The sequence below is a fragment of the Erwinia aphidicola genome (assembly GCF_014773485.1).
In the GTDB taxonomy this organism is placed as follows: domain Bacteria; phylum Pseudomonadota; class Gammaproteobacteria; order Enterobacterales; family Enterobacteriaceae; genus Erwinia; species Erwinia aphidicola.
On record NZ_JACXBP010000004.1, the window covers coordinates 1 to 14,847 of the forward strand.

The 14,847-nt window shown below is 55.4% G+C and carries 15 protein-coding genes, 1 tRNA gene and 2 rRNA genes; 3 read left to right on the forward strand and 15 right to left on the reverse strand.

All coding sequences use genetic code 11. The features are described 5' to 3' along the window. Nucleotides 1–6: 6 nt before the first annotated feature. From rrf (ID864_RS10090) to rrf (ID864_RS10100), 3 genes are all read left to right on the forward strand, one after another. A 5S ribosomal RNA gene (gene rrf / locus ID864_RS10090) occupies nt 7–122 on the forward strand. Between the two features lie 48 nt (nt 123–170). After that, nucleotides 171–246: transfer RNA gene (locus ID864_RS10095), tRNA-Thr, on the forward strand. Between the two features lie 35 nt (nt 247–281). After that, nucleotides 282–397: ribosomal RNA gene (gene rrf, locus ID864_RS10100) — 5S ribosomal RNA — on the forward strand. A 159-nt stretch (nt 398–556) separates the two neighbouring features. Here the strand turns inward: rrf (ID864_RS10100) and ID864_RS10105 are convergent. The 15 genes from ID864_RS10105 to msrP form a co-directional block, all read right to left on the reverse strand. Further along, complete coding sequence (locus ID864_RS10105) at nt 557–1,318, reverse strand: amino acid ABC transporter ATP-binding protein (RefSeq protein ID WP_048914403.1); 762 nt, start codon at nt 1,316–1,318, stop codon at nt 557–559. An 8-nt stretch (nt 1,319–1,326) separates the two neighbouring features. Further along, complete coding sequence (locus ID864_RS10110) at nt 1,327–2,427, reverse strand: amino acid ABC transporter permease (protein WP_048914404.1); 1,101 nt, start codon at nt 2,425–2,427, stop codon at nt 1,327–1,329. 15 nt (nt 2,428–2,442) lie between these two features. Beyond that, nucleotides 2,443–3,621: an amino acid ABC transporter permease gene (locus tag ID864_RS10115; RefSeq protein ID WP_191149797.1), complete on the reverse strand. Its 1,179-nt coding sequence runs from the start codon at nt 3,619–3,621 to the stop codon at nt 2,443–2,445. Between the two features lie 67 nt (nt 3,622–3,688). Next, entirely contained in the window at nt 3,689–4,714 is a 1,026-nt protein-coding gene (locus ID864_RS10120) for an amino acid ABC transporter substrate-binding protein (RefSeq protein ID WP_048914406.1), read from the reverse strand. A gap of 339 nt (nt 4,715–5,053) precedes the next feature. Continuing rightward, nucleotides 5,054–5,974: a kdo(2)-lipid IV(A) palmitoleoyltransferase gene (gene lpxP, locus ID864_RS10125; protein WP_048914407.1), complete on the reverse strand. Its 921-nt coding sequence runs from the start codon at nt 5,972–5,974 to the stop codon at nt 5,054–5,056. A 345-nt stretch (nt 5,975–6,319) separates the two neighbouring features. Next, nucleotides 6,320–6,616 carry a DNA-binding transcriptional regulator Fis gene (fis, locus tag ID864_RS10130; protein ID WP_003855228.1) on the reverse strand — a complete coding sequence of 99 codons (297 nt, stop codon included), beginning with the start codon at nt 6,614–6,616 and terminating at the stop codon, nt 6,320–6,322. A gap of 25 nt (nt 6,617–6,641) precedes the next feature. After that, nucleotides 6,642–7,607: a tRNA dihydrouridine synthase DusB gene (gene dusB / locus ID864_RS10135; protein WP_048914408.1), complete on the reverse strand. Its 966-nt coding sequence runs from the start codon at nt 7,605–7,607 to the stop codon at nt 6,642–6,644. Between the two features lie 307 nt (nt 7,608–7,914). Beyond that, a complete protein-coding gene (gene prmA, locus ID864_RS10140) occupies nt 7,915–8,796 on the reverse strand; it encodes a 50S ribosomal protein L11 methyltransferase (RefSeq protein ID WP_048914409.1) in 882 nt (293 codons plus the stop codon). A gap of 11 nt (nt 8,797–8,807) precedes the next feature. Then, nucleotides 8,808–10,262, reverse strand: a complete 1,455-nt coding sequence (gene panF / locus ID864_RS10145) for a sodium/pantothenate symporter (RefSeq protein WP_048914410.1) — start codon at nt 10,260–10,262, stop codon at nt 8,808–8,810. After that, nucleotides 10,252–10,497 (reverse strand): YhdT family protein, encoded by a 246-nt coding sequence (locus ID864_RS10150; protein WP_048914411.1) that lies wholly within the window; start codon nt 10,495–10,497, stop codon nt 10,252–10,254. Before ID864_RS10150 ends, panF begins: the two co-directional genes overlap by 11 nt. Nucleotides 10,498–10,668: 171 nt before the next feature. Next, nucleotides 10,669–12,018, reverse strand: a complete 1,350-nt coding sequence (gene accC, locus ID864_RS10155) for an acetyl-CoA carboxylase biotin carboxylase subunit (protein ID WP_048914412.1) — start codon at nt 12,016–12,018, stop codon at nt 10,669–10,671. 11 nt (nt 12,019–12,029) lie between these two features. After that, complete coding sequence (gene accB, locus ID864_RS10160; RefSeq protein ID WP_048914413.1) at nt 12,030–12,506, reverse strand: acetyl-CoA carboxylase biotin carboxyl carrier protein; 477 nt, start codon at nt 12,504–12,506, stop codon at nt 12,030–12,032. Nucleotides 12,507–12,527: 21 nt separating this feature from the next. Then, nucleotides 12,528–12,980 carry a type II 3-dehydroquinate dehydratase gene (aroQ, locus tag ID864_RS10165; protein WP_048914414.1) on the reverse strand — a complete coding sequence of 151 codons (453 nt, stop codon included), beginning with the start codon at nt 12,978–12,980 and terminating at the stop codon, nt 12,528–12,530. A 240-nt stretch (nt 12,981–13,220) separates the two neighbouring features. Further along, on the reverse strand, nt 13,221–13,820 hold the full coding sequence (gene msrQ, locus ID864_RS10170; protein WP_048914432.1) for a protein-methionine-sulfoxide reductase heme-binding subunit MsrQ: 600 nt from the start codon (nt 13,818–13,820) through the stop codon (nt 13,221–13,223). Nucleotides 13,821–13,823: 3 nt separating this feature from the next. Then, nucleotides 13,824–14,828, reverse strand: a complete 1,005-nt coding sequence (gene msrP, locus ID864_RS10175) for a protein-methionine-sulfoxide reductase catalytic subunit MsrP (protein ID WP_048914415.1) — start codon at nt 14,826–14,828, stop codon at nt 13,824–13,826. Between the last annotated feature and the right edge of the window lie 19 nt (nt 14,829–14,847).

Below are 14,847 nucleotides of genomic sequence, written 5' to 3' on the forward strand. Positions count from 1 at the left end.
AATTTGCCTGGCGGCTTTAGCGCGGTGGTCCCACCTGACCCCATGCCGAACTCAGAAGTGAAACGCCGTAGCGCCGATGGTAGTGTGGGGCCTCCCCATGCGAGAGTAGGGAACTGCCAGGCATCAATTTAAAAAGGGCGACATTCGTGTCGCCCTTTACAGTTAAAAATGCTGATATGGCTCAGTTGGTAGAGCGCACCCTTGGTAAGGGTGAGGTCCCCAGTTCGACTCTGGGTATCAGCACCAGTTATAAAGCGTGAGTTCGGTAAATCAAGAATTTGCCTGGCGGCTTTAGCGCGGTGGTCCCACCTGACCCCATGCCGAACTCAGAAGTGAAACGCCGTAGCGCCGATGGTAGTGTGGGGTCTCCCCATGCGAGAGTAGGGAACTGCCAGGCATCAATTAAACAGACAAGCCTCATGCGAAAGCATGGGGCTTTTTTGTTTGTGCGCAATCCAGGAAAACACAATATTAGCGGATAACCGTTGAAAACATGGCGTTAAAAAAGCCCCAGCCATTACTGGTCGGGGCTTTGTACCTCAGTTACCACGTGAAATTAGTGGATGACCTGCGACAGGAAAGCGCGGGTGCGTTCTGACTTAGGATTAGAGAAGAACTCCTGCGGCGCAGCCTGCTCAACGATCTCACCGCGGTCCATAAAGATCACCCGGTCGGCCACGGTGCGCGCAAAGCCCATTTCATGGGTTACGCAAAGCATGGTCATACCATCTTCTGCCAGGCCAATCATGGTATCGAGAACCTCCTTCACCATCTCGGGGTCCAGCGCTGAGGTCGGTTCATCGAACAGCATGATTTTCGGCTTCATGCACAATGAGCGGGCAATCGCCACGCGCTGCTGCTGGCCACCGGAGAGCTGCCCCGGGAATTTGTGCGCATGCTCTGCAATACGCACGCGCTCGAGGTAATGCATCGCCAGCTCTTCAGCTTCTTTCTTCGGCGTTTTGCGTACCCAGATAGGGGCCAGAGTACAGTTCTGCAATACGCTCAGGTGCGGGAAGAGATTGAAGTGCTGAAACACCATGCCGACTTCCGTGCGCACGCGTTCGATATTACGCAGATCGTCATTAAGCAGGGTGCCATCTACCACAATACGGCCCTGCTGATGCTCTTCCAGATGGTTGATGCAGCGGATCGTTGTCGATTTTCCCGAGCCGGAAGGCCCGCAGAGTACGATACGTTCGCGCGGTTTTACCTGCAGATTGATATTCTTCAGGACATGAAACTGACCATACCACTTGTTCACGTTTTCCAGCGTAATCATCATCGCGTCGTCAGCTTGAGTAATAATTTGAGTCATGTTGAACCTCAGTGTGGCGTACGCCCGGTGTTAAAGCGCTTCTCCAGATACTGGCTATAGCGCGACATGCTAAAACAGAAAATCCAGTAGACCAGTGCAGCAAAGACGTAACCCTCGGTGGACATACCCAGCCAGGTTGGGTCGACGGTGGCCTGCTGCACGCTACTGAACAGATCGAAAAGGCCGATGATGATCACCAGGCTGGTATCTTTGAACAGGGCGATGATGGTGTTAACCAGCCCGGGGATGACCAGCTTCAACGCCTGCGGCAGGATCACCAATCCCTGGGTTTTCCAGTAGCCCAGCGCCAGCGACTCAGCGGCTTCGTACTGACCTTTTGGCAACGCCTGCAACCCGCCGCGCACCACTTCGGCAACATACGCTGACTGGAACAGGATCACCCCAACCAGCGCACGGATCAGCTTATCAATAGTGCTGCCTTCCGCCATAAACAGCGGCAGCATCACCGAGGACATAAACAGCACGGTGATCAGCGGGACGCCGCGCCAGAACTCGATAAACAGGATACAGAGCGTGCGCACCACCGGCATACGTGAGCGACGGCCCAGCGCCAGCAGAATCCCCAGCGGCAACGCACCGGCGATACCCACTGAAGCGATGATCAGCGTCAGCGTCAGGCCGCCCCACTGTCGGGTTTCCACGCGTTCCAGCCCCAGATAGCCGCCGTACAGCAGGAACCACACCACAATCGGATAGATCACGGCCCAGGCGGCGATATAGCTACCGCGACGCGGCAGGTTTTTCAGGAACATCGGGACGATTGATAGCAGGCCGATAACCAGCGCCAGATTAATGCGCCAGCGTAACTCGTGGGGATACAGCCCATACATAAACTGGCCGAAACGCGCATGGATAAACACCCAGCATGCGCCTTCCCTGGTACAGTCTGCACGGGTGTTGCCGAACCAGTTCGCCTGGAACACCAGCCAGTTCAGCGCGGGGGGGATCACCACCCACATCACCCAGATACAGAACAGGGTCAGCAGTGAGTTTCCCCAGCTGGAGAACAGATTTTTTCTTGCCCAAACGACGGCACGTGAGAACGCGTTAGTCGGTACGGGCGGAGTGTCATGAGTCGTTACAGTCATAATTATCCCGTTCTCTTAGCGTTCAATCAGCGCGATTTTGCGGTTATAGATATTCATTAACAGCGAAATCGTCAGGCTGATGATGAGATAAACACCCATGGTGATGGCGATTGTCTCAATGGCCTGGCCCGTCTGGTTCAGCACCGTCCCGGCAAACAGCGACACCATATCGGGATAGCCAATCGCGGCAGCCAGCGAGGAGTTTTTCACGATATTGAGATACTGGCTGGTCAGCGGTGGAATGATCACGCGCATCGCCTGTGGGATGATGACCTGGCGTAGCGTCACCGGGTTTGGCAGGCCGAGCGAGCGGGCAGCCTCATGCTGACCGTGCGGTACGGACTGAATGCCTGAACGGATCACCTCCGCGATAAATGACGAGGTGTAGATCGACAGCGCCAGCGTCAGGGCCGCCAGCTCAGGGATCAGAACAAAGCCACCGCGATAGTTAAAGCCCTTCAGCTCCGGGATATCCCAGTGCATCGGGCTGCCGGCAAACGTTGAAGCCAGCAGCGGAAACAGCACCAGCATCGCAATCGCCGCCGGCCAGGTGCGGCGCAGCTGGCCGGTTTTAAGCTGATGCTTTTTGTTATAGCGGAACAGGCCGGCCGTCGCCAGGACGGCAAGCAGTAGCGCCAACAGAAATGGCAGGGTGCCCGGCGCGTACTCAGGCCATGGGATGTAGAGCCCACGGTTACTGACGAAAGCGAGATCAAAGGCATTCAGCGCCTGGCGCGGTCCCGGCAGATTGCGCAGCACCGCAAAGTACCAGAAGAAGATCTGCAGCAGCGGGGGAATGTTGCGAAACGTCTCAATGTAGATATTGGAAATTTTCCGCAGCAGCCAGTTGTCAGACAGACGTGCCAGACCAATAAAGAAGCCGAGAAAAGAGGCAAAGACAATACAGAGTGCGGAAACCAGCAGCGTGTTAGTGAGACCCACCAGGAACACGCGTGCGTAGGTATCCCCCTCGCTGTAGTCGATCAGATGCTGGACGATACCGAAGCCAGCGCTACGTTCAAGGAAACCAAAACCGGAAGTAATGCCACGGCTTGCCAGGTTAATGATGGTGTTATGAATCAGATAACCTGCTACGGCAACAACCGCGACGATCGCAATGATCTGGTAAAGCCAGGCGCGCACCGCAGGATTGCTGAATGAAAAATCCCTTTTTACGGTTGGGCGTTGAGACATGATGAGACCTCAGTAACGAAAATTCTGTCGTGGGCACCCGCACACGGGTGCCCGGTAATCGGGGGAATTAACGTACTGGTGGCGCGTACTGGATGCCGCCCTGGTTCCACAGCGCATTCTGACCACGGGCAATTTTCAGCTGGCTATCTTTACCAACGTTACGGTCAAAGACTTCCTGATAGTTACCCACCTGCTTGATGATGTTGTAAGCCCATTTGTTGTCCAGCTTCAGGTCTTTACCGAAGTCACCTTCGGCGCCCAGCAGGTGAGCCATATCAGGGGTAGAGGGTTTAGCCGTCATCTCGTCGACGTTTTTAGAGGTAATACCCATCTCTTCCGCGTTCAGCATGGCGAACAGGGACCATTTAACGATGGTGAACCAGTCATCATCACCGCGACGTACTACCGGGCCCAGAGGCTCTTTAGAGATCACTTCCGGCAGTACGATGAACTCGTTTGGTTTGCCCAGCTTGATGCGCAGTGCATACAGCTGAGACTGGTCAGAAGCGAGGGTATCGCAACGACCGGTATCCAGCGCTTTCGCCGACTCGTCAGAACGGTCGAAGGTCACCGGGGTATACTGCATTTTGTTGGCTTTAAAGTAGTCCGCCACGTTCAGTTCAGTGTCGGTACCGGCTTGTATGCAAACGGTTGCGCCGTCCAGCTCTTTAGCACTTTTCAGACCTGCTTTCTGGTGGGTCAGGAAGCCGATGCCATCGTAGTAGTTAACGCCAGCGAAGATGAAGCCCATGCCGCCGTCACGTGCAGAAGTCCAGGTGGTGTTACGTGACAGGATATCCACTTCACCTGACTGCAGTGCGGTGAAACGCTCTTTTGCCGTCAGCGGGGTGTACTTTACCTTGGTCGCATCACCAAATACGGCTGCGGCAGCCGCACGACAAACGTCCACGTCGATGCCGGAAAACTTACCGCTGGCATCCGCATAGGAGAAGCCCGGTAAGCCGTCACTGATACCGCACTGCACAAAGCCTTTCTTCTTAATGGCGTCCAGCGTGGTGCCAGCGTGAGCCTGATTCGCAACCGCAAACAGCGTAGCAGCGGCAACCAAAGTTGAAAGCATCATCTTTTTCATAAAGCATCCTGTGTGGCGAAAACGTTTTGTTATGTTTAATGCACGCTTTGGTGCACTTTGCCTGTCTGTGGCCGAAGCCATTCACTGCTTTGCAAAGGTAATGCCAGATTTGCAGAGCCCTGAATCTATTGGAAAGCATTGCTAATATTCAGAAGCATTTGGTAAGTTCGATTAATATCGCGCACCAGGACGGGGCAAAAATAGCACTAATGGTCACAAATAGTGCAAATAGTTTCACTATATGGAAGCAGTGTGAGGGAGATAGCAGTTTTAGTGACTGAAGTGTAAAAAGAGTGGCTAACTCCAGCGCGCAGAGGCGCTGGAGGGGGGCAACGCGGGTTAATAGAGGGAACTGGCTCCGCCGGGACGCGTTTTAAAGCGGCGGTGTAGCCACATATACTGATTGGGCGCACGCATGATCTCGCGCTCAATGACGCGGTTCATGTACTCGGCGGCCTGCTGCTCGCTTTCGATGGGATAATCTTTCAGCTCTGGCTGGATCACTAATTCATAGCCGCTGCCGTCTTCGTTGCGAATCAGCACAACGGTGATCAGCGCAGGTTTTGCCATGCGTGCCAGCATCCAGGTGCCGCTGGTCGTGGCCGCCTCAGGCACGGCAAACAGCGGGGCGAAAACGCTACCTTTCGGGCCGTAATCCTGGTCCGGTGCAAACCACACCGCCTCACCCTGTTTCAGCGCCTGCACCATACCGCGCAGATCGCGACGATTGATCATCGCTTTGTTCGAGCGCATGCGTCCTTTAGTCTGCACCCACTCCATGAATTTGTTGTTATGCGGGCGATACATGGCCATCATCGGCTGACAGAGGCCCATTGCCCGTCCGCCAAGTTCCAGCGACATAAAATGCACGCCGATAATCAGCGCGCCACGGCCATCGGCCTGTGCAGCCTGCAGGTTGTGCAGCCCATTAACTTTAAACCAGCGCTTCACGCGGCGGTCGGACCAAAACCAGGCCATGCCGGTTTCAATCAGGCCCATACCCAGGGATTCGAAATTGCCGACGATGCAGCGCTCCAGCTGCTCTTTGTCCATATCCGGAAAGCACAGCTCCAGATTGCGGCGCGCAATCGAGACGCGGCGCTTCATAAAGCGCATAGAAGTGCGTCCTATCCAGATGCCGAACTTATGCAGTAAAGGATACGGGAGTTGGACCAGCAGAAAGAGTACGCTGACGCCAAACCAGGTTAACCAGTAGCGTGGGCGAAGAAAACCCCGGCGGAATTTTTGTGACGGCTTCATCTATTGCTCATTTTGACGTTAAGGACCAGAGAACCTGTAACGCAAGTTGACAACAATCAGCTGCGATACAATAACTCAGACACCCATTCAGGACGATGGTTTAGCCTGCTTCCTGAGATGGCAGAACTTTACATTTGCGGGGCGTGACTCACGGCTATCAGAAAGGTAAGGGCTGCAGGCCTGGGTAGGCATTTCCATTGGCTGTAATTTTACACAGATTAACGGGACTTCAGGAAGATGTGCAGAGGAATAATCTGACAAGAAAATTTTATCCGCTCAAAAAATAAAAAAGCGCCAGCCCCGAAGGGACAAGCGCTTTCGCAACAACATGATAGCCAAAGACTATTAGTTCATGCCGTATTTTTTCAGTTTCTTACGCAGTGTACCGCGGTTGATACCCATCATCAGGGCTGCACGGGTCTGGTTGCCACGGGTGTATTGCATCACCATGTCCAACAGAGGCTGCTCTACTTCAGCCAATACCAGCTCATACAGATCACTTACATCTTGACCATTCAGTTGAGCAAAATAGTTCTTCAGTGCCTGTTTGACCGAATCACGAAGTGGCTTTTGGGTCACCTGATCCTGTGAATTTACGGTAGATACGGTCAGTACGTCAGAATTTACGCGTTGTTCGAACATAGTTCTGTCAGCTCTTTATTTCTAATTACGCAAGATTTTCGAAGTATGCCTCCAACGCCTCCAGCTGTTCGCTGGCATCCTCTATGGCGTTGAATGTGCGCCGAAACTGGTCGTTTGGGGCGTGCTCCTGCAGATACCAGGAGACGTGCTTCCGGGCAATACGGTATCCCTTGCGATGACCATAAAAGTCGTGCAGTTCCCGTAAGTGCCCGATGAGCAAGCGCTTTACTTCAGCTAGTGGCATCGGTGCCAGCAGCTCCCCAGTGTCCAGATAGTGCTGGATTTCCCGGAAGATCCACGGTCTTCCCTGAGCCGCCCGTCCTATCATCAGGGCATCAGCCCCCGTATAGTCAAGTACGGCTCTGGCTTTATGCGGGTCAGTAATGTCTCCATTCGCGATAACCGGAATGGATACGTTCTGCTTAACTGTCCGAATGCTGTCGTACTCAGCTTCGCCGTTGAACAAACACGCGCGTGTGCGTCCGTGAATGGTCAGGGCCTGAATCCCACAGCGTTCAGCCAATTGGGCAATCTCTACGCAGTTGCGGTTGTCGCTATCCCAGCCAGTGCGAATCTTTAAGGTCACCGGTACGTCGACTGCATTAACCACCGCTGAGAGGATAGACTGCACCAGCTCAGGATGCTGCAGCAGTGCCGAACCTGCCATCTTACGATTCACTTTTTTGGCCGGACACCCCATGTTGATGTCGATGACCTGCGCACCCGATGCTGCATTGATACGCGCGGCTGCCGCCATCTCTTCCGGGTCACAACCGGCAATTTGCACGGTACGAATACCAGGTTCGTCACTGTGAACCATACGCAACCGTGACTTATCGCTGCTCCAGACTTCAGGATTAGACGACATCATCTCGGAAACAGTCATCCCAGCGCCCATTGCATAGCAAAGGGTCCTGAATGGCCTGTCTGTTATCCCGGCCATCGGGGCTGCAATCAAACGATTACGAAGCTGGTGATTTCCTATGCGCATGAAAAAAAAGTGACCATAGTGTGTCCGCAAGGCGGCGTATATTACGCATTTTTTCAGGAAGATGAAAGGCCAAACTTTGAACAATTCGCTGTTGCCAGGGGCTGGTAAGCCTTACCCGGCGGGCTTATTTTTTTAAATCATTTATAAAACAATGGATTAAAAAAAATTGACGAAATTGTGTACAAAGATTTTTCTTTTTTTGTGACCTGGATAACAACATAATTCACGTCAGTTTGCCTGTTATTCGGGACATCTGACGGATGTAAAGCGCTGGCGCAGCTCATCCGATCTGCGCCAGGTGGTTGTTTTATCGGCGGATCCCGGTAATGCGACACCACTCTTCTTTCTCGGCCACCGGGTCGAGAACAAAGGTATCGGCATAGGCTTCACACACGCTCTCGGCCTGGCTGGCCAGTACGCCGGAAAGGCCCAGATGCCCGCCGCCGATCGGCAGTACGCTAATCAGCGGTGCCAGTTCGCGCAGCGGCCCGGCAAGGATATTCGCCACCACCACATCGGCACTGAGGTTCTCCGGCTGCTGATGTGGCAGATAGAGCGACAGACGCTCTGATACGCCGTTACGCTCGGCGTTATCACGGCTGGCCTGAATCGCCTGTGGATCGATATCAATGCCGATGGCGGCGGCGGCCCCCAGCTTCAGCGCGGCAATCGCCAGAATGCCGGAGCCACAGCCGAAGTCGATCACCGTTTTGCCTGCCAGGTCGAGGCCGTCAAGCCAGGCAAGGCACAGCGCGGTAGTGGGATGGGTGCCGGTGCCAAACGCCAGGCCCGGGTCAAGCATCACGTTCACCGCCAGCGGGTCCGGCACATCGCGCCAGCTCGGGCAGATCCACAGGCGCTCGCCGAAACGCATCGGGTGGAAGTTATCCATCCACTCACGCTCCCAGTCTTTGTCCTCGATCTGCTCAATTTTATGCGGAAAACCTGCGCCTAACAGCGGGCACTGCTCCAGCCCGGCGATGACATCTTCCATCTCCGTTTCGGCATCAAACAGGCCAATCACATCGGTATCGCCCCACAGGCGCGTTTCGCCCGGCAGCGGCTCAAACACCGGATTATCATGCGTATCCTGGAAGGTGACCGAAACGGCCCCGTTTTCGATCAGCGCGTCGCTCAGCTCTTCAGCCTGGGCGCCGGTGCTGTTAATTTTCATTTGTATCCAGGGCATAGCGATTCTCTTTATTCAGACAATAGGGCGGCAGCGTCCGCTTCGGCGTCAACACGGCCAAAGCGGTTGCCAATGACAAACGCCAGCAGGCTAAGCAGCAGCGCTGGCACGATAGGGTGGAAGCCCCACGGTTGCAGATTCAGGCTGGCGAGCAGGGTATAGCAACCGGCACCGGCGATCATACTGCTCAGTGCGCCAGCAGCGTTAGCGCGCTCCCAATAAAGGCCCAGTACCAGCGGCCAGAGGAACACCGCCTCCAGACCGCCAAAGGCCAGCAGATTAAGCCAGATGATCATATCCGGCGGGTTCCAGGCCGCCAGCAGCAGCAGCATGCCCAGCACCAGGGTAATCGCGGAAGAGAGACGTTTCAGCAGCGGTTCGTTATCCAGGTGCTGCGGGCGCACGCGCAAAAACAGATCTTTAACGATCGTCGCCGATGATTGTAGCAGCTGGGCATTAATGGTGGACATGATCGCCGCCATCGGTGCCGCCAGGAAAACGCCGGCAGCCAGCGGCGGCAACACCTGGATCATCAGCGTCGGGATCACCTGATCGGGGATCGCCAGGTCAGGCAGCACCGCGCGTCCCAGCGCGCCCGCCAGGTGCATACCCAGCATCAGCACGGCGACCACCACGGTGCCGAGCAGGATCGCCAGATGCATCGCCTTACTGTCTTTATAGGAGATGCAGCGCACCGCCGTATGCGGCAGGCCAATCACCCCAAAGCAGACCAGCACCGAAAACGAGGCAAGGAAGGTGGGCGTCAAAATGCCCCCGACGCCGGATGAAGAGACCAGCTGCGGATCAATTTTCTGCAGCGTGCTGACGGCGCTGTGCATTCCGCCTGCGGCATGGATCACGGCAAACAGTAACAGGAAGGTGCCAATCAGCATCACCACGCCCTGCATCGCATCATTCAGCACGCTGGCGCGGAAGCCGCCAAGGGCGGTATACAGCGCAATGGTGCTGCCAAAAATCAGCAGACCTTTGTCGTAGGGGATCCCGGCGGCGGTTTCCAGCAGGCGCGCTCCGCCGATGAACTGCACGGTCATCGCGCCGATAAAGGCGACCAGCAGGCTCAGGCTTGCCAGCCACACCAGCAGCGGGCTGCGATAGCGCGCGTACAGCATATCGTTGAGGGTGACTGCATTGTAGCGGCGCGCCAGAATGGCAAACTTCTTGCCCAGCACGCCAAGCGACAGCCAAACGGCAGGCACCTGCACCATCGACAGCAGCACCCAGCCGAGCCCATATTTATAGGCTGCTCCCGGACCGCCGATAAATGAACTGGCGCTGATATAGGTGGTTGTCAGCGTCATGGCCAGCACAAAGCCGCCCATCGAGCGGCTGCCGAGGAAATACTCGCTCAGGAAGCTGCCGGCGCGGCGCTGGCGCATGGCAAAGACAGATAATCCGGCGACCAGCAGCAGATAGCCAATCAGCGGCAGAATAATTTCAAACTTCATGTTTATCGTCCTCCAGAGGAATGTCGCGGAAGACGACGCGCACCATCAGCCAGCAGAGAAAGATAAACAGGCCGGGTATCAGCAGGCAGGCCATTTCGAACCAGTGCGGCAGGCCAGTTACCCCCTGCGCGTCGCCCGGCAGCCAGGCTGACAGCGCCCAGCAGGCGAGATAAGCCACCGCCAGCCAGAAAGACCAGCGAGCTTCACGGTGGGCCTGTACAAAGCGTTTTTCCATGCGTTTCTTTCCCAAATAAGAAGGGGCCGAATAATCGGCCCCTCTGCATATCGATCGCTGACATTGTTGCGGGCCGGGCATGCCCGGCCCGCAACAATAGCGCAGTGGCGCGATAACCGCCCCCCACGGGACACAATCCCGCAGGGGCAGGCATGCCAGACCCGCGCTTGATTACTTCTCCTGCAGGCCGAGTTTCTTCTCCAGGTAGTGGATATTGGTCCCACCGTGCTGGAAGTTCTCGTCTGACATGATTTTCATCTGCAGTTCGATATTGGTTTTGATCCCATCGATGATCAGCTCAGCCAGCGCATTTTTCATGCGTGAAATCGCCACATCGCGGTTCTCACCGAAAGTGATCAGTTTGCCGATCATGGAATCATAGTACGGCGGCACGGTATAGCCGGCGTAGATATGAGATTCCCAGCGCACGCCAAAGCCACCCGGTGCATGGAAGCGGGTGATCTTGCCAGGGCTTGGCAGGAAGGTGTTAGGATCTTCAGCGTTAATACGGCATTCCACCGCATGACCACGGATGATCACCTCTTCCTGTTTGATCGACAGCGGCTGACCGGCAGCAATGCGCAGCTGCTCTTTGATCAGGTCAACGCCGGTGATCATCTCGGTAACCGGGTGCTCAACCTGAATACGGGTGTTCATCTCAATGAAGTAGAACTCGCCGTTTTCGTACAGGAACTCGAAGGTACCTGCACCGCGATAGCCGATCTCCACGCAGGCTTTCGAGCAGCGCTCGCCGATGTAGCGGCGCATCTCTTCGGTGATGCCTGGTGCTGGCGCCTCTTCCACGACTTTCTGGTGACGGCGCTGCATGGAGCAGTCACGTTCTGCCAGATAGATCGCGTTGCCCTGACCATCTGCCAATACCTGAATTTCGACGTGGCGAGGGTTTTCCAGGTACTTCTCCATGTACACCATGTCGTTGTTGAAAGCCGCTTTGGCTTCCGCTTTCGTCATGTTGATGGATTGTTCCAGATCTTTGTCGCTGCGCACGACGCGCATACCACGACCGCCGCCGCCGCCGGAGGCTTTGATGATTACCGGGTAGCCGATACGTTTGGCGAAGGCACGGTTTTTTTCCATATCTTCGGTCAGCGGACCGTCAGAGCCAGGTACGGTCGGTACACCGGATTTTTTCATCGCGGTAATCGCCGACACTTTGTCGCCCATCAGGCGGATCGTGTCAGCTTTCGGGCCGATGAAGATAAAGCCAGAGCGCTCAACCTGCTCAGCAAAGTCGGCATTCTCAGACAGGAAGCCGTAGCCAGGGTGGATAGCCACGGCGCCGGTGATTTCCGCCGCGGAGATCAGCGCCGGGATGTTCAGATAGCTTTTAACCGATGGAGCCGGGCCGATACAGACGGTTTCATCCGCCAGCAGCACGTGCTTCAGGTCGCGATCGGCCGTGGAGTGGACAGCAACGGTCTTGATGCCCAGCTCTTTACAGGCACGCAGAATACGCAGCGCGATTTCACCGCGGTTAGCAATTACAATTTTATCCAGCATGGTTCGCCTCGTTATTCGATGACTACCAGCGGCTCGTCAAACTCAACAGGCTGACCGCTTTCGACCAGAATCGCTTTCACAACGCCGGATTTATCGGCTTCGATCTGGTTCATCATTTTCATCGCTTCAACGATGCACAGGGTGTCACCGGCGTTAACTTTCTGACCGATTTCCACAAACGCTTTCGCGTCAGGGCTTGGGGTGCGGTAGAAAGTACCGACCATTGGGGAACGCACGATATGGCCACTGATCTCGGCAGCAGCTGGCGCTTCCATTGCTGGAGCGGTCGCTGGAGCAACGGCGGTAGCCAGAGCTGGCTGCTGCTGCTGCATCATCGGCGCAGCATACGCCTGCTGCATCATCGGGTAACCGACGTTAGCTGGTGAGCGGCTGATGCGAACTGACTCTTCGCCTTCAGAGATTTCCAGTTCAGCGATGCCTGATTCTTCAACCAGTTCGATCAGTTTTTTAATCTTACGAATATCCATGAGTGTGGTTCCGTACTCTGTTTAATTAGATGGTGACAGGCGTTTAACTGCCGTCTGTAAAGCCCAGGAATAACCGTCGACGCCAAGTCCACAGATCACGCCGGCAGAAATATCAGAAAGATACGAATGATGGCGAAAGGGCTCACGAGCATGCACATTGGACAGGTGAACTTCGATAAACGGAATACTCACCGCCAGCAGCGCATCACGCAGTGCTACGCTGGTATGAGTGAATGCCGCCGGGTTAATGACGATATAATCGACATTGCCTTTCGCTTCATGAATGCGATCAATTAACGCATGTTCCGCATTGGACTGGAGATGGCTCAGAGTCACGTTGAGTTTGCCTGCCTGTGCGGTCAGATCGCTGACAATATCGGCCAGCGTGGTGTGACCATACTTCTCAGGCTCACGGCTCCCCAGCAAATTCAGGTTGGGGCCGTTTAAGAGCAGTACATGAAACTTATCGGTCATCTTGCTGCTATCTCCTGCGATAACTGAGGCATCGCACAAAATACATCGCCAAAGCCGATTTGTCACCTTTTCAGATGAAATTTGGCCCTGGTCACCCTTCGAAGTCGGGCATTATAACGATATCAACGCAATTAGCAGCTAAATACTGGTCGTATCAGCGAAGATGATCAACCGCGCCGCTGAAAAAAGGCGCAGTTGAGTGTAGCAACTGTGGGGTGGGACACAATATTCGCGGTTCGCTTATCGGAACCAATTGCGAATCTTCTTATAGCGCCAGGCCAGCAGGATCGCCGCAATTAGCGCATAAATCCACGGCTGCGGGGAATAAACCTTAACCGACCACAGGTAGTGAATGGGCGCAAGGATCGCGACCAGATAAACGCCATTGTGCAGCAGCTGCCAGCGTTTACCCAACTTGCGCTGCGCTTTCTGGAAAGAGGTGAGTGCCAGCGCCAGCAAAATAAGCCAGCTGATAATGCCGAGCGTCAGATAAGGGCGCGAAACCAGCTCCGAGCCGAGCAGGCCAAGATTGCTGATACCCAGCTCCAGCAGGGAGTAGCTCACCAGGTGCAGGGTCGCCCAGGCAAAACACCACAGCCCGAGCAGACGGCGCACGCGGATCAGCAGCGGTTGCTTACCATAGCGCGCCAGCGGAGTGATAAGCAGCGACCCCAACAGAAATTTTAACGCCATCCTGCCGGTAAAATGCTGGATATCTTTCGCTGGATCGGCGCTAAACCAACCCTGATCGATGGATAACAGCAGCCACAGCAGGGGCAGAAATCCGGCGAGATGCAGCACAACCTTCAGTCCGGTGATCTGTTTAACCGACAGGCGCACCATTTAGAAGTTTTCCCGCAGATTCAGCCCGCGATACAGCGAAGCGACCTGGTCAGCATAGCCGTTATACAGCAGCGTTGGCTGGCGTTTCACATCGAGAATACCGCCGGACCCGATAAAGCGTTCGCTGGCCTGCGACCAGCGCGGATGGTCGACGTGTGGGTTCACGTTGGCAAAGAAGCCATATTCGTTCGGGGCGGTCTGGTTCCAGGTGGTCGGCGGCATATCCTTCACCAAAGTGATTTTGACGATCGACTTGATCCCTTTGAAACCGTATTTCCACGGCACCGTCAGGCGAATAGGGGCGCCGTTCTGCGGCGGCAGGGCTTTGCCGTATACGCCGGTGGTGAGCAGGGTGAGTGGATGCATCGCTTCATCAAGGCGCAGCCCCTCAACATAGGGATAATCCATGCCGCCGCCGATAAAGCGGTCCTTCTGGCCGGGCATCTCATCCGGCGCATAAATGGTCTGGAAGGCCACATAGCGCGCATTGCTGGTGGGCTCAGCAGCCTTCAGTAGTTTGCCCAGCTCAAAGCCAATCCACGGCACTACCATCGACCAGGCTTCAACGCAGCGCATGCGATAGATGCGCTGTTCCTGCGGGAAGCGTTTAAAGATGTCATCCATATCCAGCGTCAGCGGTTTACCGACCTCGCCGCCGATCTCAATTTTCCAGTCGGTGGTCTTCAGCGTCCCGGCATTGGCTGCCGGATCGGCCTTATCCAGCCCAAATTCATAATAGTTGTTGTAGCCGGTGACTTTATCTTCCGGCGTCAGGGCAAGGTCGGCCTGATACTGCTGTGGCTTACTGAAATCAAGTGGCTTACCGGCGGGTGCAGGTGGGCGATCGTGGCCTTTAAACCACGACAGCACATCCGCGCGTGCGGCGTTCGGCAGCGACAGGGCCGCCGCGCTCAGGCCCAGGGTTTTCAGCAGCGTGCGGCGACGGCTGTTGAACACGCTTTCCGGCGTGACGTCATTTTCAGTCAGTTTATTCACGGGTTTCATCGGCGACCCTTGCTCTTTG